At 33.1% G+C, this 17608-nt stretch carries 18 protein-coding genes; 10 read left to right on the plus strand and 8 right to left on the minus strand.

All coding sequences use genetic code 11. The annotated features are described in order from the left end of the window. The first annotated feature begins 47 nt into the window (after nucleotides 1-47). From ACFO3N_RS20450 to ACFO3N_RS20495, 10 genes are all read left to right on the plus strand, one after another. A complete protein-coding gene (locus tag ACFO3N_RS20450; protein ID WP_379800766.1) occupies nucleotides 48-1175 on the plus strand; it encodes an NAD(P)/FAD-dependent oxidoreductase in 1128 nt (375 codons plus the stop codon). Beyond that, the gene (locus ACFO3N_RS20455; protein ID WP_379800767.1) at nucleotides 1176-1889 is read left to right on the plus strand and encodes a methyltransferase domain-containing protein; all 714 of its coding nucleotides are present in this window, start codon (nucleotides 1176-1178) and stop codon (nucleotides 1887-1889) included. Beyond that, nucleotides 1886-2938 carry a type III polyketide synthase gene (locus ACFO3N_RS20460; RefSeq protein WP_379800768.1) on the plus strand — a complete coding sequence of 351 codons (1053 nt, stop codon included), beginning with the start codon at nucleotides 1886-1888 and terminating at the stop codon, nucleotides 2936-2938. The genes ACFO3N_RS20455 and ACFO3N_RS20460 overlap by 4 nt, the downstream gene beginning before the upstream one ends. A gap of 11 nt (nucleotides 2939-2949) precedes the next feature. Further along, on the plus strand, nucleotides 2950-3387 hold the full coding sequence (locus ACFO3N_RS20465) for a 3-hydroxyacyl-ACP dehydratase FabZ family protein (protein WP_379800769.1): 438 nt from the start codon (nucleotides 2950-2952) through the stop codon (nucleotides 3385-3387). Further along, complete coding sequence (locus ACFO3N_RS20470) at nucleotides 3384-4652, plus strand: beta-ketoacyl-[acyl-carrier-protein] synthase family protein (RefSeq protein WP_379800770.1); 1269 nt, start codon at nucleotides 3384-3386, stop codon at nucleotides 4650-4652. Before ACFO3N_RS20465 ends, ACFO3N_RS20470 begins: the two co-directional genes overlap by 4 nt. A gap of 1 nt (nucleotide 4653) precedes the next feature. Continuing rightward, on the plus strand, nucleotides 4654-4908 hold the full coding sequence (locus ACFO3N_RS20475) for a phosphopantetheine-binding protein (protein WP_095930083.1): 255 nt from the start codon (nucleotides 4654-4656) through the stop codon (nucleotides 4906-4908). Then, nucleotides 4905-5405, plus strand: coding sequence for a 4'-phosphopantetheinyl transferase superfamily protein (locus ACFO3N_RS20480; RefSeq protein WP_379800771.1), 501 nt, complete (start codon nucleotides 4905-4907; stop codon nucleotides 5403-5405). The genes ACFO3N_RS20475 and ACFO3N_RS20480 overlap by 4 nt, the downstream gene beginning before the upstream one ends. 115 nt (nucleotides 5406-5520) lie before the next feature. Beyond that, the gene (locus ACFO3N_RS20485) at nucleotides 5521-6306 is read left to right on the plus strand and encodes a polysaccharide deacetylase family protein (protein ID WP_379800772.1); all 786 of its coding nucleotides are present in this window, start codon (nucleotides 5521-5523) and stop codon (nucleotides 6304-6306) included. A gap of 23 nt (nucleotides 6307-6329) precedes the next feature. After that, a complete protein-coding gene (locus ACFO3N_RS20490) occupies nucleotides 6330-7454 on the plus strand; it encodes a hypothetical protein (RefSeq protein ID WP_379800773.1) in 1125 nt (374 codons plus the stop codon). A gap of 436 nt (nucleotides 7455-7890) precedes the next feature. After that, nucleotides 7891-8280, plus strand: a complete 390-nt coding sequence (locus ACFO3N_RS20495; RefSeq protein ID WP_379800774.1) for a helix-turn-helix domain-containing protein — start codon at nucleotides 7891-7893, stop codon at nucleotides 8278-8280. 110 nt (nucleotides 8281-8390) lie between these two features. On the opposite strand, the gene ACFO3N_RS20500 is transcribed toward ACFO3N_RS20495, so the two are convergent. From ACFO3N_RS20500 to ACFO3N_RS20535, 8 genes are all read right to left on the minus strand, one after another. Continuing rightward, nucleotides 8391-8936: a hypothetical protein gene (locus ACFO3N_RS20500; RefSeq protein ID WP_379800775.1), complete on the minus strand. Its 546-nt coding sequence runs from the start codon at nucleotides 8934-8936 to the stop codon at nucleotides 8391-8393. A gap of 24 nt (nucleotides 8937-8960) precedes the next feature. Then, nucleotides 8961-9737 carry a hypothetical protein gene (locus ACFO3N_RS20505; protein WP_379800776.1) on the minus strand — a complete coding sequence of 259 codons (777 nt, stop codon included), beginning with the start codon at nucleotides 9735-9737 and terminating at the stop codon, nucleotides 8961-8963. A gap of 44 nt (nucleotides 9738-9781) precedes the next feature. Beyond that, nucleotides 9782-10468 carry a hypothetical protein gene (locus tag ACFO3N_RS20510; RefSeq protein ID WP_379800777.1) on the minus strand — a complete coding sequence of 229 codons (687 nt, stop codon included), beginning with the start codon at nucleotides 10466-10468 and terminating at the stop codon, nucleotides 9782-9784. Nucleotides 10469-10470: 2 nt separating this feature from the next. Next, nucleotides 10471-11163, minus strand: a complete 693-nt coding sequence (locus tag ACFO3N_RS20515; RefSeq protein ID WP_379800778.1) for a hypothetical protein — start codon at nucleotides 11161-11163, stop codon at nucleotides 10471-10473. A gap of 1 nt (nucleotide 11164) precedes the next feature. Further along, the gene (locus ACFO3N_RS20520) at nucleotides 11165-13876 is read right to left on the minus strand and encodes an OmpA family protein (RefSeq protein ID WP_379800779.1); all 2712 of its coding nucleotides are present in this window, start codon (nucleotides 13874-13876) and stop codon (nucleotides 11165-11167) included. Nucleotides 13877-13899: 23 nt separating this feature from the next. Next, the gene (locus ACFO3N_RS20525) at nucleotides 13900-14397 is read right to left on the minus strand and encodes a DUF4280 domain-containing protein (RefSeq protein ID WP_379800780.1); all 498 of its coding nucleotides are present in this window, start codon (nucleotides 14395-14397) and stop codon (nucleotides 13900-13902) included. A gap of 10 nt (nucleotides 14398-14407) precedes the next feature. Continuing rightward, nucleotides 14408-15574, minus strand: coding sequence for a hypothetical protein (locus ACFO3N_RS20530; RefSeq protein WP_379800781.1), 1167 nt, complete (start codon nucleotides 15572-15574; stop codon nucleotides 14408-14410). A 232-nt stretch (nucleotides 15575-15806) separates the two neighbouring features. Further along, complete coding sequence (locus ACFO3N_RS20535; protein WP_379800782.1) at nucleotides 15807-17591, minus strand: mechanosensitive ion channel family protein; 1785 nt, start codon at nucleotides 17589-17591, stop codon at nucleotides 15807-15809. Nucleotides 17592-17608 lie beyond the last annotated feature (17 nt).

Genomic DNA, 17608 nt, shown 5'->3' on the forward strand with positions numbered 1-17608 from the left:
ATGGAATTAAGTAAGATCATTTGAGTTTTTATGATTAAATTGGTTGTATGAGAACAAATCCTGATGTACTTATTATTGGAGGCGGTCTTGCTGGTCTAGCAAGCGCTTTACACTTATCCAAAAAAGGATTGAAGGTAATTCTTATCGAAAAAAACACCTATCCAAAACATAAAGTCTGCGGAGAATATATCTCAAATGAAATCCTGCCTTATTTATTTTGGTTGGAATTAGACGTTAGGGAACTTCACCCAACCAGTATTTCTAACTTTGAATTTACAGCCCAAAACGGAACAACGGCAAAAACGAAACTTCCACTGGGCGGTTTCGGAATCAGTCGTTATGCATTGGATAATTTCTTGTTTGAAAAAGCAACCCAAAATGGCTGTACTATTATAACCGATCACGTCTCTCATATTTCTTTTGAAAATGACATTTTTACTGTAACTACTTCTGAAGAAATTCTTTCATCAAAAATAGTTTTAGGCGCTTACGGCAAAAGATCGAATATAGATCAGGTTTTGTCAAGAGATTTTATTGCTAAAAAATCACCTTGGCTTGCCGTAAAAGCACATTACAAAGGAAATTTTGACGAAAGTCTTGTGGCTTTGTACAATTTTCAAGGCGGTTATTGCGGCGTTTCAAAAGTAGAGAACGACGTTATCAATATTTGCTATTTAGCCGATTTTGATACTTTTAAAAAATACAAAAACATCGAAGAGTACCAAAAATCGGTGCTTTATAAAAATAAAAAATTGAAAGGGATTTTTGAAAACAGCACTTCCCTATTCGAAAAGCCTTTAACAATCAGTCAGATTTCATTCGATAAAAAAGAACCTGTAGAAAATCACATTTTAATGATTGGAGATACTGCAGGATTGATTCATCCCATGTGCGGCAACGGAATGGCAATGGCAATTCATAGCGCTAAAATAGCTTCTGAGCTTGTGCTTGATTTTTATTATGGAAAAATAGAATCGAGAAGCGAATTTGAAAAAAAATACATTAAAGAATGGAAAAAGCATTTTAGCAAAAGATTATTCTTTGGCAGAGTTTTAGCCAAAGCGCTGACACATAAAAATCTGACTCATATCATGACAACCGTAGCAGCATCAATTCCTGCTTTACTTTCTTTCATTATAAAACAAACGCACGGCCGACCAATAACAATTGAATAAATGGGTGTAAACACTAAATATAGAACAGAAGAAATAGAAATAATGGATGATTTTTCGCTTCAAAGCGAAGAGCTTATTGGCGCGTTAGATCAAATTGCTTCTATTAATCAATTGCTTGGCGGAAATAAACTGACGCTTCACGGCATAAAAGAACTTTTAAAAAAAACAGATACTTCTCAAACCATTACCATTGCCGATATTGGATGCGGAAATGGAGACATGCTGAGAATGCTTGCCAAATATGGGAAAAAGCAAAATCTCAAGTTCAAATTAATTGGAATCGACGCCAATGCTTTTACAATTGATTATGCCAAGAAACTTTCAAAAGATTTCCCGAACATAGCATATAGCTGTATGGATATTTTTAGCGAAGAATTCAATCAGCTAAAATACGATATTGTTTTATGCACGTTGACATTGCATCATTTTACAACCAGTCAAATTACAGAACTAATCCATATTTTAAACCAAAATGCTTCAATTGGAATTGTGGTAAATGATCTTCATAGAAGTAAAATTGCGTATCGATTGTTTGAGCTCATAAGCGTTGTTTTTAATCTCAATACAATGTCGCGTAACGATGGTTTGATTTCTATTTTAAAAGGATTCAAAAAAAACGAATTGGAGCATTTCTCCAAAAAACTAAATCTAAAAAACTATTCCATAAACTGGAAATGGGCCTTTCGCTACCAGTGGATAATTACTAAAATATGAGTGTAAAGATAATCACGGCTGTTAAACAGCTTCCGCAATATTCTCGAACGACCGAAGAAATACTTCCGCTTGTAGACGTATGGCTTGAAGGTCAGGAAGAGCGTTTTATCAAAAAAGTAAAAAAGATATTTGAAGGCGCTTCTGTAGACAAGCGCTACTCTATCATGGAGCCTTCGGAAGTTTTTACCGCTACTTCATTTGAAGAAAAAAATGATATTTATAGCCGCGAAATGATTGTTCTAGGACATCAAGTTCTCGAAAAAGCATTAGAAAAAACAGGCTGGGATCCGCAGAGTTTAGACTATATTATTACGGTAAGCTGTACCGGAATTATGATTCCTTCGCTTGACGCTTATCTGATTAATAAAATGAAATTAAGACAAGATATTGTTCGTCTTCCTGTAACCGAAATGGGCTGTGCAGCAGGAATTTCTGGAATTATTTATGCGAAGAATTTTCTAAAATCGAATCCTGGAAAACGTGCAGCGGTAATAGCGGTTGAATCGCCAACTGCAACTTTTCAGCTTGATGATTTTTCGATGCCGAATATTGTAAGTGCTGCTATTTTTGGAGATGGTGCTGCCTGTTGTTTATTGTCTTCAAGAGAAGAAGATGCTGGCCCTGAAATTCTCGACGAACAGATGTATCATTTTTATGATGCAGAACATATGATGGGCTTTAAATTAACCAACGGCGGACTGCAAATGGTTCTCGATATTGAAGTTCCAGATACCATTGCTTCTCATTTTGGTGACATTATTCATCCTTTTTTAAAGCAGAACAATCTTGAAATTAAAGATATTGACCACATGATTTTTCATCCTGGCGGAAAAAAAATCGTGACAACGGTTGAATCGCTTTTTGCTGGATTGGAAAAAAATATAGACGATACTAAAGAAATACTCAAAGAATACGGCAATATGTCTAGCGCAACGGTTTTGTATGTTTTAGAAAACATTATGAATCGAAATCCGAAAAAAGGAGAAAAAGGTTTAATGCTGAGTTTTGGCCCAGGATTTTCGGCACAAAGAGTTTTATTGCAATGGTAATTTAAAAACTTATGGAATTAAATGATATTATAAAACAGCTACCGTACAGCGAACCATTTTTGTTTGTAGATGAATTACTTCACGCAGATGAAAATGGCGTAACTGGAACTTATACTTTCAAAGAAAATCTTGATTTTTACAAAGGCCATTTCAAAGACAATCCTGTTACTCCTGGCGTTATTTTAACCGAAACAATGGCTCAGATTGGAATGGTTTGCTTGGGAATATTTTTGTTGGGAAATGAATTGGGAGAAAATACCGTGATTGCCTTCACATCTGCCGATATGGAGTTTTTGAAACCTGTTTATCCAAATGAAAAAGTAACGGTAACTTCGGAGAAATTGTTCTTTCGTTTTGGAAAATTGAAATGTAATGCGGTAATGAAAAACGAAGCTGGACAAGAAGTTTGCAAAGGCGTTCTGGCAGGAATGATAACAAAGAGATTATGAAAAAACGAGTCGTTATAACAGGTCTTGGAATTGCAGCGCCAAATGGTGTTGGAATTCCTGCGTTTACTCATGCGCTGCAAAATGGCATTTCGGGTATTCGTCATGATTCTCAGCTAGAAGAATTGCAATTTTCCTGTCAGATTGTAGGTCAGCCTCAAATATCTGAAGAGTTGAAAGCACAGTATTTTACAGAACTCGAACTTCGCGGATTTAATAGCAAAGGGATTTTATACGGCGTCATTGCGGGTATGGAAGCTTGGAAGAACGCAGGATTACCTATTAACGAAAATCCAGATTGGGATAGCGGTGCCATCTTTGGAGCTGGTACTTCAGGAATTGATAAATTTCGTGAAAGCATTTATAAAATTGACGAATTGCAAGTCCGAAGATTAGGAAGTACAGTTGTTGCACAAACGATGAACAGCGGTATTAGTGCCTATCTTGGAGGTAAAATCGGGCTGGGAAATCAGGTAACGACCAATTCATCGGCTTGCACAACAGGAACTGAATCCATATTAATGGCTTACGACCGCATACAATCTGGACAAGCCAAACGAATATTAGCGGGAAGCACTTCTGACAGCGGTCCGTATATTTGGGGTGGATTTGACGCGCTTCGTGTCTGTTCTTCTAAGTATAATGACAATCCCGAAGAAGGTTCAAGACCAATGAGTGCTTCTGCTGCCGGATTTGTTCCTGGAAGCGGTGCAGGAGCTTTTGTTATTGAAGATTTGGAAAGCGCTCTAGAACGCAACGCCATTATTTATGCAGAGATTTTAGGTGGCAATGTCAATTCTGGCGGACAGCGCGATGGTGGAAGCATGACTGCTCCAAACAGTATAGCCGTGCAAAGATGCATTAAAACTGCTATTGCAAATGCCGGAATCCATCCCAATGAAATTGATGGTATAAACGGGCATTTGACAGCAACAACAAAAGACAGTCTAGAAATTGAAAACTGGACAAAAGCCTTGGAACGAAACGCTTTTGATTTTCCGTACATTAATTCGCTGAAAAGCTTAACTGGACATTGTTTAAGTGCTTCTGGAAGTATCGAAAGTGTCGCCGCAGTATTACAGCTTTATGAAGGTTTTTTATTTGGAAATAAAAACTGCTCTGATCTTCATCCTGAAATTGCGGCATTAATTGATCCTTCAAAAGCACTTATAGAAACGATTAAAACTAACCCCAAAATAATTGCAAAAGCCAGTTTTGGTTTTGGCGATGTAAACGCATGCGTAATATTTAAAAAATTCGAAAATTAAAATGGACAGAAAAGAACTAACCGAAAGATTAAAAGTAATTATAAAGCCTTTTGCAACCAATACAGAAGCGTACGACAATTTAACCGAAGAAACAGACTTCATTAAAGACCTCAATATAAACTCGGCTAATTTGGTGGATATCGTGCTTGATATTGAAGAAGAATTCGACATCGTAATTGACAATGCCGATATGGAACGAATGCTGGATGTAAAAACTGCTTTGGAAATCATCGAAACCAAACTCGCTGCAAAATGATTGGCAATGACATTATAGATCTCGCGCAATCACGTAAAGAAAGCAATTGGCAACGGAAAGGTTTTATAGAAAAACTTTTCACGGCCGATGAGCAACAGCTTATAAAAAAGTATGATGAACCAGAAATCTTGGTTTGGCTTTTATGGAGCATGAAAGAAGCTGCGTATAAAATCTATAATCGTCAGACCAAAATTCGTGAGTTTAGTCCCAAAAAGCTTGTTTGTTTTATAGAATCATTAGACATAAATAATTCATGCGGGAAAGTAGTTTGCGATAAAAATATTTATTACACCAAAACTATTTTATCTCTAGAAAGTATTCATACGGTTGCTGTTACCAATTTTAAAGATCTAAATAATGTGATTGAAGTTGAAAATAAAGAAATTGTAAAAGACGAAAACGGTATTCCGTATTTGAAAATTTCTTCCAATGCGCTTCAAGATATTTCAATTAGTCATCATGGGCGTTTTGAAAAGAGGATTATAATACAAAATTAATTTATCAAACACCTAGTGGTTTCATTCCAAAAAAATCAGGTTTTAGTTGCTCAGAATATTCTTTATATTTGATTCTTTATATGTTCAATTCATATTCACCAGAAAGCAAAAATCTATGAAAATACTTTTTACAAAAACGGTATTGCTTTTACTTTTCTTAACCTTATTTTCTTGTGAAAATAAAAAACCTAAACCAGTCGCAAAACCGGCCTATAAAGCGGGTGTGATTTTATCTTTTGATGATGCTTATGTCGACGAATGGTCGGAAGCAGATCAAGTTTTGCGAAAATATTCTTGGAAAGCGACTTTTAACGTCTGCAGAATAGATTCGATTGGAGCTCCTGAAATTAAAAAACTGCTTGAAATGCAAAAATACGGCCATGAGATTGCCGGACATGGCTATCATCATTACAATGCTGTTAAGTTCACGCAAAAATATAGCGTGAAAGAATATCTAAAACAGGAAATCGATCCGATGATTATTTCTATGAAAAAAAAATCTTTCAACGTTACTTCCTTTGCTTATCCTTACGGCGAAAGATCAGATTCACTAGACCAAGCGCTATCTCCTCTTTTTAAAATTATTAGAGGAAGAGCATTTGGAGGCGAAATTCCAGAAAAGCAAGACAGTTATTTTAATAATTCAAAAATTGTTTTTGCTTTTGATATTGATAACAGCCATATTCATTTTAGCATTCCGTATGTATTGGAGTTATTAGATTATGCCAAAAAGAACAATAAAATTCTACTTTTATGCGGTCATAAACCGGTAAAAGAGGTCACCGAAAATTATCAGGTAAAAATCGAAACTTTGGAATTTATCTGCAAATACATGAAATTGAATGATCTTAAATTTTATAAACTTTCAGATTTAGACAATTTGCTTCCTCCAAAACTTTAGTCCAAAAATAGAAATTATAACCAATGAAGATTTATCTTATTTTAATGATGGCTGCCGTAACGGTTTGTCAAGCCCAAGTAAAAAATCCTGTAATCAAAGCTTCTTCTAAAATCTGTTATATAAAAGAAGATAATGAAGAAAAAACAAAATGGTATTTAGATTCAAAAGCAAAACCAGATTTATACGTAACCAATAAAACTCCGAAAGAGAAAACGGTTACTTTTTACACCAATGAAGATTCAATTATCATAAAACTAAAACCTGGAAAAAAGTTTGATTTTGCCGTCATTTTAAATAAAACCGACAGCTGTTATACACGCATTGAATGTCCGTCTTTACAAAACTTTTCAAAATTCAAACCTGAAATACACGATACCATACCTTTTGTGCTTTCAGAGTTTAACAACATTATTTTCAAGGTTAAATTAAACGACAAAGAAACACTCGATTTAAAATTTGATTCGGGAACTAGTGATTTTCTTTTAACGAATGATATGATCAGTCAGCTAAAATTAAGGGGCTTAAAAGGGCATAGTTTCCAACTTGGAAATCAAATCTGGAAAGATCAGCAGATTTATCCTGTAGAGTTATCTGGGCAAGGAACTGTGGGGCGCTTTGGCTGGAATCTATTTGATGGCAAAATTGTAGAAATCGATTATGATAAAAAGCTTTTTATAATTCATTCTAAGCTGTCCAAACGAAACAAAGAGTACACAAAATTGGATATGGAATTTACACATACTTTGTTTTGCGTTCAAGGACAACTTCAAATAAAAAATACAGTTTATAAAGGTCGTTTTCTTTTTGACAATGGCTATCAGCGCACCGTAATGCTCGATCAGGAAATGGTACAAGAACAGCAATATCCAACAGAAAGTTTACCTGTCCTTAAAAAAGTAATTTTAAAAAATGGTCAAGGCGAAGAAGTTCCAGTTCTGACAGTGAAAAACGAAAAACTTTATTTAGGCAATTTATGTCTAAATGATGTTCCCGTACAATTACTAACAGCAAACAATCCGGCACGATTTAAAACCCATATTCTTGGTAGCGAAGTTTTAAAAAGATTTAATACCATTTTGGATTTTCAGGAAAACAAAGTTTACTTGAAGCCAAATTCGCTATGGAATGAATCTTATACTGAAGGTTAATAAAGAATCTTAATTATTGTAAAACTCAAAGAATCTAATTTAAACAAATCCATTAAATTAGATTCTTTTTTTATTTCATAATTAAATACTTATAAGTTTTAAATAATTAAAAACTATCTTTCAATTCTTCTACTCGTTTTGGATCAAACTTAGGCAATTGCAGTTCGTTATTTTCTTTCCACTTTTTAACGGTTTCGGAGATTTCTTCTGCTTCCCCTCCCTCGCGTAAGAAAATAGAATATTTAGAAAAATTTTTAAAAGGAAAATAATTTACTGAATATGCAAAATGAATAAAGACCTGAATAATCAGGGCTTTTTTTCTGTCTGAAAAATTGTATTTTTGTTAAGTCAGACAAAAAGGTGATTTGGTATTTTACAGCACCAAAATGTAGGATACATTTTCTATTTTTTTATTCTTAATTATTATCTTTGAGCTATGAGTACATTACTAAAACCAAATCATATAGGGCGAAAAATAAGCCGTATTCGTGAATTAAAAGACATGAAACAAGAAGCCCTTGCACAAGCTTTAGGAACAAATCAACAAGCAATCTCAGCTATGGAGAATAGTGAAAATGTTGATGAAGAGAAATTAATCCAAGTTGCAAAGGCACTCGGTGTAAGTGTGGAAGCTATTAAGAATTTTTCGGAAGAAGCAGTTCTAAATATTATTGGAAATACAATCAATAATCATGATAATGCGTCTTCATTTAATTACGGATGTACTTTTAATCCTCTTGATAAAGTTGTTGAGTTATATGAAAGGTTAGTACAAGCTGAAAAAGATAAAGTAGAATATTTGGAAAAATTATTGAAAGGAAAATAATTTATTGATATGTAAAAATAACAAAGCCCTGATTATACAGGGCTTTTTTTATGAATAAAATTATAATTTTTAAAGTAATTATAATTTGTTTTTAGCTATGATTAAGTTCATTATTTCTCAAAAAAATCTATTAAATTTATTTTGATAGGTAAGGTTAATTCCCTCTTGTTTTGATTATCTATTTTTAATTCAAGTGTAATATATCCATTTAGTCTTGTGTAATTATTATCTAATGGAATGCTTATGTTGAAATTACTATATAATTTTTTATTTTCCTCAAAATATGGTGAATTCCCGACTTCAATTTGATTTACATCTTTTATTTTTAGTGTTTTACCATCCTCTCTTTTAAAATTATATTTTAAAACTATTACTTTAACAAAATCTTCTAGATCCTCATCTCTGTTTTTTACCAAACCTTGCTTTTTATAAATATCGACAGTTTTTTTATCTAATAAAAATCCTGAATTTATAAACAGGATATTGGTAGGCTGTTTTTTAAATAATGTATAATCATCTATGTCAATTTTTATTCTTGATTTTAGTGTATCTAAGATTTCTGCTTTTTCTTTAGATGAAAACTTATTTAATTCTTCATCTTTACAACAAAAAAAGATAGGTGCTAATAATAATAAAATTAGTTTGATTTTCTTCATGTCATTCTTAATCTATTTCTAAAATTAAATAATCTCAAGCTCTGTTTTGCCCTTTGGCATGTATAACATTTGGTCAATCATGAGTTCTTCTTTCGTTTCTTTGTTGTATAGATAAAAGGCTGGTTCTCCATTTAATTTTTTCAACGTTACCAATTTGCCATAACCGTAAAATTTAAATATCGATTTTGGTAGTGGCATTACATCAAAACCATTTTTGGCGTCGTCAATTAAACTGTTAATTCGGGCTTTAGATTCTGAATTGGTTAAATACATTGAGGTTGCCATGTTTTTTTCTCGGACACTTATTTTTTCTGCAAACTCTGCATATTTTTCTTCTTTCAAAAGATTAGCAAGATTATTATAAGCTTGAATTACTTTTTCTTTTATATCGTCTACATCTTTTAAGTTTTCGCCATTATTCCAATTGATCAGAGAATATGGGATTTCGGCTATAAATTCTGTTTCTTGAGTAAGAAAAAGCACTTTTTGATTTTCTTCAACTTGAGGAAGTTTTACTTCTTCAAAATCATTTATACGTTTAAAATCATTGTTTGCAACGTCATATAATCTCACATTAAATTTTAAAGAAGCATCAGGATGAAGATTCTCCGTGCCAGCTAATGGTTTTATATTTGCTGTTACAAACTGTTTTCCAGATTTATAAATCGCATAGTTAATAGGAATGTTAGCTGAAATTTGACCTTTAGTTTCCATTGTTACTACTGGAATGTCGTTAACTAAAATTTCAAAATTGCAAGCGGAAACAGAAAAACTTATTGTGTAATATGGTTGGTATATCATTATTTATTTTAAATTATAATTAATAATTTAGTAACCTTTATGGTTTATGGCTTTTTATAATTTTTTAAATACCTATCGTAGCCATCTTTGTTTTTATCATCAGCAAAATTCTTATAACTATATGACTCTTTTTTAAACCCTTTTTTTTCTAGATAATCTAAATAATCTCCATAATACATAAATGATGCTGAAATCCATTGTTTTCTAATTGCAGTGTTGTTTTTATTAAATACAATAAAATCAGATTGATTTTGAGTTGCACCAGTTATTAAATAAAAACTTGTTTTATCTTCCCACAATAAAGCATCGGGCGATTTCTTATTTGATTCAAGCACATTTATGTAGTTTGGTTTTCCTAATTTCCCATTTAAAGCTTCAATTAACAGGCTTATTTTATCATTAGTATATAATTGCACGTGATAAAAGTTCAATAAATTATCTTGTTTAGAAAACTCAAAACGTATATTATTAGTGCCATATTCTCCTTTTTTATCAAGATATCCACTTAAATCAACCCCATTAAAGTACAGGATTTTTTCCGATTCAGATTTGTATGAATTATATAATTGGGGATCTACTATTGAATAATCTTTATCTAATTTATTCGGAATTTCTCCGAAAAAGGTATCAAGTTTCTCTGTAAAAGTAATTTGCGCTAAATCTTTTTTTTGTGAATTACAGCTTTGCATTAAAATGCAAATAATTGTTGATGTGATTATTTTTTTAAACATTATCAAGGCTTTATATAACTGTTTATCTTATAATCATCCCCTTCACTTTCCATGATTTTTGCATATTGATAATACGAAATTTGTTTACTTGTTTTGTTTTGTTTGTCGAGATAATCTAGATAATCACCATAATATTGAAAAGGTCCTGCTGAGAATTTATGTCTTCGAATTATTAGATTATTTTTTTTAAATGCATCAAAATATGACGTGTTTTGTGTTACTCCTCGTAATAAGTAGTAATTCTCCTTATCTTCCCATAATAAAGCATCTGGCTCAATTTCTTTTGGTTCAGATAAAAGTTTATCCACATAAACAGGTTTGCCTTTGCTGTTATTTAAAGTGTTGATTAATTGTTTTATATTTTTATTATAGAACAATATTATATGATAATAATTTAATGTATTATCTTTTTTCGAAAATTCAAAACTTATAGTATTAGTTCCAAATCCTCCCTTTTTATTTCTATATCCACTCAAATCGACTCCGTTAAAATTAAGCACATCTTCCGATTGTGAGCCATAGACATCAAAAAAATTATAATCTATCATAGAACTATTTTCTTTATATTCATTAGAAATATCTCCAAAAAAAGTATCGTGTTTTTCAGTAAATGTGATTTTTGCTAAATCTTTTTTTTGCGAATTACAACTTTGCATTACGATGCAAATAATTGTTAATGTGATTAATTTTTTCATTTTAAATTAAATTTATTTTAGTACTATATCCTGTTGTTTTTTCTAAATTTTCAATAATATCGAAGCCTTTCCAAAATTTGAAGGTATCGTCAACCACAGTTTGGTCATCCTTAAAATCAAAATTTAGTTTTTTGGAAGAAAGACCTGCTTCAACTTTTATCAATACTTTAGCTTCTACAGCATCAAACTTCATTTCTGGTTGATAATATAAACTTTTTGCATTTTGGTTGTAATTCAATGAATGCCCAAAAGTAATAGAAGCTTTTCCCGAAGCTTTTGCTGTACCAGCAGCATACGCAGTAACCTCAAGAAAGACTGCTTTGGCTTTTATTTCAACCTCTAGTTTTATTTCAGCGGAAAGTTTTGTTTTAAGTTCTGCTTTTCCCTTATTATCATCAGATGCGGTGTTAATAGTTATATCTGCACTGCCATCTATTTGTCCAGTTAATATTAAGTCAAATAAAAGTTTAAAAGTAATTCCTTGCTCTTTTTCTTCTGCCGCCCACAGTCTAATTATTTCTAATATTAGTTTGGCAGATTCATTTCCAGCTGGACCGCCAACGAGAGTACCGCCAACTTGGGCGGCTAAATCAAGTAAGTCAATTGTTAAGACTAGAGCAATAAGCGGTTCTGCCTTGAAATAAAATTTATACTCGATACCTAATTCATTAGTAGGAATTTTATTTTTACTTCCTTTTGCTAATTGCCATATTGTACCCAAACAGAAATTAGGCGGTTTCATCTGAATATCATAGCGTTGATTAGTATTTTTAACAACACCCGCTGTACTACCAGTTACACCTTTTGAAAACTCTTTTAACGATGAAAAAACAGAATATAGTTGTTTGATTTTTTCTTCATATTTTAAAGTTGCATCAAAATGACTACCGTATTTGTCTTCTCCAATTTTGTCCCAATTTGCCTCTAGAACAACTCCAAAGTCAATATCTGTTTGTTTCCATCTTTTTTCAGCACCAATTTTTCCTGCTTTCTTCCTCATTTCTTTATCTTTCCCTGGAGGTAAATTTCCCCATTTCACACTTAGTTCATTACTAAGATTTAAAAAGAAATGAAAATCCCACTTTATATCGGGATAAGCCATGACTTTGACTGTAGTATTTTTATCATTAGAAAAATAACGGCAAGAATGGACATCAATTAAGTATTCATTGGCTATAAGTTTCAGCCACATGTATTGTAATGGGGCAATATTAAAAGCAGATATATTAGACTTAACAGGAAAATCTAATTTGCTTGCAACTCTGTCAATGGTTTTATATTCAGGAGAACTGATTTTAATATTCGCTTTATGCGTTCCTGTTAAACATGCCTTGTTTTGGTATTCTGTAATATCAATTATAATGTTTTTATCATGACTTGGAGCAATCGTTTCATACACGATTGTATTTGCATCATGTCCAAAATAATCAAAAGAAATATCTACACAGCGGTTTTCTTTATATTCTTTTTCATCTTTGTATTTTATATTGTCGCGCCCTTTTTTGTCATCTGTAGGATTTATTTCGCCTCTTCCGATAGAAATTATTCTGCTTGATTCCAGACCACCATCTACAAATAGCTTTTTAACAACATCGCTTCTCTGTTGCGAAAGTTTTTGGTTATATTGTTCTTTTCCTATTACGCAAGCATGTCCATCGATTTTGATACTCGAAAATTGATGTTCCAGTAAAAATTGCAACGTATTGTTTAGTATTGTTTTGGCATCTGATGTGATAGCATGACTGTCAAACTCAAAAAGAATTGTTTTTTTTAGTGGCTCTTTTTTTAAAGTTAATCCTTTTAGGTTTACACCATTATTAAAAATCAGAGTTTCAGTTTTTTTCCCGCCTTCTTCGTTATCCTCAATAATAGTAATTTTTTCAAATTTGCATAGGTCAAACCTTTCGGCATTTTTGGCTGGTTCCCCAGTTTTTAAAGGCGATAAGTTTGTTGGCGGTTTTATCTGTTGTGAAACAACGTCCCTCTTCATGCGTAAAAAACGGGCATGTGCTGTGTCATTTTTGTCATCAACAATATATGTTTTTGAAACAGGATCATATACTTTTACATAAAATAGCTCTTTTGCTATTGGATTTTTTACATCAAAATACCATGAGTAAGTATTGCTAATTTGCAAATTGATTTCACCATCAATAACCTCTACACCAGCAATACTTCGCAACAACTTATCTGTTTTTAAATCAAGATGCCTGAAAATATCTATCCTAAGATTTTTGTGTCCGTTAAGTCCTTCAGTAACAAGATTCAAGTAAGTAATTTCTCCATAAGAAAAAATATGACTCTGCCTTACGTCGTCTCCGTCATTAGTTGTACACCATTTGCTACTTTCTATTCTTGGAGGACAATAACCACTTATTTTTAGCCCAGTCTGATTTATTAAGTCACGTTTTCCGGAAAGGCTTGCTTCAAGATAATATTCATATTGTCCGCATAAGTTTTTAGGGAGCTTTATTCCATATGCCCTATTAATAGGCAATGTCTTTTGTAAAATGATGGTTCTAGCCTTATAATCCTGAAAAATCCAAGTTACGTTTTTCTTTTTATCTGTTTCAGGAGTTCCATCGTACCATTGATCTACTTCAAAAAACACATACTCACTTGGACTGATAGCTGCTTTTTTGTTAGGAACAGACAAATTACTGATCACTTTTCCCTGACCTGTCCATTTTATTCTTTTTATACCCTTTGCCATTTATAAAAATATTTTTTAATCAATTATGCATCGCTTATTCCCTCATGCTTCGCTTCCTTTGTATACATATCTCTCACATCTACCATCGGGTTTATAAGATTGTGTACCATAGGATCTGTATTTTTAAAATTCTGTTCGCTGGGTTCTGCGGTTTGTCCGTGATCTGTAATTTCGATACAATCCGGCGCTCCCATCGGGCATGTTGCTTTACTGTCTTCCAATAATATTTTGCCTTCATTGCTAAGGGTCACTTTTTCATAAAAACCACTCCATTTGGTGATTGTGGCTTGGCAGACCATAAAACTGTTTCCTACAGGTTGTTTTTTGCATTTGCCAAAGGTATTTTTTTCTAAAGTCTGACCAATTTCTTTCGAGGTAGCCAAAAGCTTTTCTGAACCTTCTTTATCATTTCCAAAATGTTTATTTTGCGATTTGACTTTAATTTTATCTGTTTTAGAAGGATCTTCGCTAAACTTGCATTTGCAAGTGGCGCCTTGTACTACAAAATGTTTTTCGCTCATAGTTTGATTTTTAAAATTGCCACCACTTCTTTTTAGGTTCGACTTCTTCAACAAATAATTGTGGTTCGGGTTCTGCGCTCATTTCTTTTTGATCGTCTTTGTTGGATATGGTGACCGAAAATTTTTGAGATGTTTCTAATGCTAGATCACAGCTTATAAAAATCACTTCAGGCATATGTTTTTGTGGATTTAGAAAATATTTTGCTCTGTATTTTCCTGTAGCTTTTTCTTCGGAATATTCTTTTACGGGCAGGCCTAATTCTTTTTCAAGATCAGTATTAGTACGCTGGTCATTTAATTGTCCATTAATGTCAATCACTAAAAAATTATCTATGTCTAAGTATTCATCTACTTTTTGCTCAACCTTAAAATTAAGATTGTCGCTTTTAGCCATGAATGGAAATTCTTGCTCTTTTTGAATGCTCAAAGAGGCAGGATATTCAACATGAATTTCGTTGAAAAAGGCATTAAGAAACCAGTCTTTTGAAAGTGAAATATACAAGGAATCGCTGTCTTCTAAATTTCGGTCATAAATAGAGATATATTTTTCGACCAGCTCGCCTTTGTAATATTTTCTGATCTGTTTTTTGGCTTCGATCCAGCGTTCTTCAATTTGATTAAAGTTATTAATGTAAACCCATTTTCCAGATTGATCAACGACCACCAATAGTGGATATAAGGCCGCAGAAGCTTTTTCTGCAATTTCATCGGCCATTGTTGATGTTTGTGTGTCATTTATATAAAGATGTCCAATTCGGTCTACTTCAAAAAAAGAATAGCCATCTTCATTTCTAGCTCTCCATCTTACATTGAATTCTTGTTTTATATGATATACATTTTGTCCCTTTTCAATAGAGTAAAGAACGGAGTATGAATTGTTGATATGCGAATTGTCAAGAGAAAGTTTAAAGGAACCTGAAGTATTGATTTTTGTTCGGTTTTGTTCTTTTTCTTCATTACTAAATACAACCTTTTGAGGTTCCAGAATAAGATATTCTAGATGATGAGGAAAATCTGCTTCGATTAGGTCTTTTGTAGATGGAACATATCGGTTATGATAACTTCTGAGAAGATAAGGTTCAACGCCCAAATCTTGAGCGACACTAAGTAGAGTATCTCCTTTTTTAATCTTGTAGGTTAAATAATCTTCATACGAAGATTCTGGAATATAAAGCATTAGGCTGGTAAAATAGTTGGATTCAAATATATGTTTTTTCCTGCAAAATAAATATACTAATAAGAAAAAGTATGAAAATTCCCAATGCCTTGGCATAGAATGTATTATAGGAAAAAACCGATTTATTTTTTAATTTAAATATATTTTGAAGACAGAAAAGAGGCAGAAGAATAGTCTTTTCAATATCAATATTAGAAAAAAAAAGCTGTCAATTTTGACAGCCCTTTTTATTTTAAAACATAGTATTATCCCGATTAGGATCAAAACTTCCTTTATCTGGATATTTAATGCTATCCTTTAATTCTTCGACCCGTTTTGGATCAAACTTTGGCAATTGCAGTTCGTTATTTTCTTTCCACTTTTTAACGGTTTCGGAGATTTCTTCTGCCTTTTCTTTAGAAAAAGGAGTATCACGCGCCATGTATAATGTTTGTGACGGATAAGCTAAAGAAGTACCGCTTTTTTCTATAATATCCATCATTCGCAATAAAAGATCTTCCTGAACCTCTTGTGATGTCTCCACATTTATAGCTTCAATATAAGCCGTAATTTCAACCTTTAAAGCATCGGCTGTAATTCCGGTAAAACGAACTATTGGCGGCGTATTTAAAACCGCTGGATGTGCGTAAAGCAAAGATCTTAATTCAACCAGCAGATATCGCATCTGGTCTGGAGTAGTTTCCATCCTAAAGCCAAAAATCGGATTAAATATAAAACGGTCGCGATGTGCATAATTTTCGATTTTACTAGCCGATAGCTGCCCATTTGGGATTGTTACAATAGTACGAGCTGCAGTACGAAGTGTAGTAGAACGCATTCCGATTGCTTCTACAGTTCCTTTTATATCATCAACTCGGCAATAATCACCAACTCGCAATGGCTGATCGGCAATAAGACTCACGCTTCCCACAAAATTTTCTATTGTTTTTTGTGCTCCTAGCGCCAATGCAATCCCCCCAATACCCAGTGCAGCAAGTCCGGCTGTAACATCGACTCCAATAATTCCTAAGATTGCAATAATTCCGATTACCACAATTGCAGCTTTCATGGTACGGCTTAAAAACAATACCGCAGATACCGCAGAAGCTCTACCACTGCTGTTCATTCTGCTTCTGGTATACATACTCACAAAGTCGGTCATTCTCCAAAGCAGGATTAGAAAAGCTAAAATCCCGATTGTGATTATGATAATGCTAAACCGCTGGCGGACTATGATCGAAATTCCCATTCGTTGTGTTGATGCAATGAATAAAATCACCGTAAGATACATTTGAACTGGAAGCGTAAAGGCATCTATAATCGCAGTTCCTTTTTCAGTATCAGCCTTTTTCCATACTTTCTGAATCAGAAAAATAAGTATGTAAATAAGCAGTCTGGATAATAAATAAGTAATTACCGCCATCACGACTACTACTCCCCAATGACCAATCGGAACATTTCCTAATTTTCTATCTTTCAAGAATCTAGGTAAAACTCTATCTAAAAAAGATTTTTCACCACTTAAATTGGCTGCTTGAATTGCTTCTACCGTTTCTGCAGAAAAAAGCCATAAGGCAGGCTCGCTATCATCAGACTGATTTTCTAAGTAAAGCGGTATATTTATTTTATCTGTAGAAATATTTCCAACCAAATCTATGCCCGTTGTCAAATTATCGTCTAGACGTCCTAATTCTTTATTGCTTAGAATTGATGATGGCGAGAAATTACCTCCCTGATCCAGCAGCTGCTGAAAAGTTTTTGCTATTCGTACTCTTTCGGCTGTTTTACGATAAGAACGTTTACTTAACACAAGATACTGGCTCGCACGCAGATAATTCTGATCGCCGATTGCTTTTATGAATCCGTTGACAGTTCCTTGAGGAGTTCTTCTTCCTAAAGAATCGTCAGGAGTTTTTACAGGTTCTTCAGCCGTAGTTTTTGCTCCGCCTAAAAGCTGTGCTTTTAGTTTACAAGGAGTTATAGTTAATACTGAAACCAACAGTAAAAAATGAAATAAACGTTTAGCACCTAAAATCATACTTTTTTAGCTTTAGT

It is taken from the genome of Flavobacterium chungangensis, assembly GCF_042654045.1.
GTDB lineage: Bacteria > Bacteroidota > Bacteroidia > Flavobacteriales > Flavobacteriaceae > Flavobacterium > Flavobacterium chungangensis.

Excerpts from the sequence above, each read along its gene's own strand:
- ACFO3N_RS20465 (WP_379800769.1), top strand. The coding sequence starts at position 2,950 with ATGGAATTAAATGATATTATAAAACAGCTACCGTACAGCGAACCATTT.
- ACFO3N_RS20460 (WP_379800768.1), top strand. The coding sequence starts at position 1,886 with ATGAGTGTAAAGATAATCACGGCTGTTAAACAGCTTCCGCAATATTCT.
- ACFO3N_RS20530 (WP_379800781.1), bottom strand. The coding sequence starts at position 15,574 with ATGCTTTATATTCCAGAATCTTCGTATGAAGATTATTTAACCTACAAG.
- ACFO3N_RS20450 (WP_379800766.1), top strand. The coding sequence starts at position 48 with ATGAGAACAAATCCTGATGTACTTATTATTGGAGGCGGTCTTGCTGGT.
- ACFO3N_RS20505 (WP_379800776.1), bottom strand. The coding sequence starts at position 9,737 with ATGATATACCAACCATATTACACAATAAGTTTTTCTGTTTCCGCTTGC.
- ACFO3N_RS20490 (WP_379800773.1), top strand. The coding sequence starts at position 6,330 with ATGAAGATTTATCTTATTTTAATGATGGCTGCCGTAACGGTTTGTCAA.
- ACFO3N_RS20515 (WP_379800778.1), bottom strand. The coding sequence starts at position 11,163 with ATGAAAAAATTAATCACATTAACAATTATTTGCATCGTAATGCAAAGT.
- ACFO3N_RS20525 (WP_379800780.1), bottom strand. The coding sequence starts at position 14,397 with ATGAGCGAAAAACATTTTGTAGTACAAGGCGCCACTTGCAAATGCAAG.
- ACFO3N_RS20495 (WP_379800774.1), top strand. The coding sequence starts at position 7,891 with ATGAGTACATTACTAAAACCAAATCATATAGGGCGAAAAATAAGCCGT.
- ACFO3N_RS20455 (WP_379800767.1), top strand. The coding sequence starts at position 1,176 with ATGGGTGTAAACACTAAATATAGAACAGAAGAAATAGAAATAATGGAT.
- ACFO3N_RS20475 (WP_095930083.1), top strand. The coding sequence starts at position 4,654 with ATGGACAGAAAAGAACTAACCGAAAGATTAAAAGTAATTATAAAGCCT.
- ACFO3N_RS20485 (WP_379800772.1), top strand. The coding sequence starts at position 5,521 with ATGAAAATACTTTTTACAAAAACGGTATTGCTTTTACTTTTCTTAACC.
- ACFO3N_RS20500 (WP_379800775.1), bottom strand. The coding sequence starts at position 8,936 with ATGAAGAAAATCAAACTAATTTTATTATTATTAGCACCTATCTTTTTT.
- ACFO3N_RS20510 (WP_379800777.1), bottom strand. The coding sequence starts at position 10,468 with ATGTTTAAAAAAATAATCACATCAACAATTATTTGCATTTTAATGCAA.
- ACFO3N_RS20535 (WP_379800782.1), bottom strand. The coding sequence starts at position 17,591 with ATGATTTTAGGTGCTAAACGTTTATTTCATTTTTTACTGTTGGTTTCA.
- ACFO3N_RS20470 (WP_379800770.1), top strand. The coding sequence starts at position 3,384 with ATGAAAAAACGAGTCGTTATAACAGGTCTTGGAATTGCAGCGCCAAAT.
- ACFO3N_RS20520 (WP_379800779.1), bottom strand. The coding sequence starts at position 13,876 with ATGGCAAAGGGTATAAAAAGAATAAAATGGACAGGTCAGGGAAAAGTG.
- ACFO3N_RS20480 (WP_379800771.1), top strand. The coding sequence starts at position 4,905 with ATGATTGGCAATGACATTATAGATCTCGCGCAATCACGTAAAGAAAGC.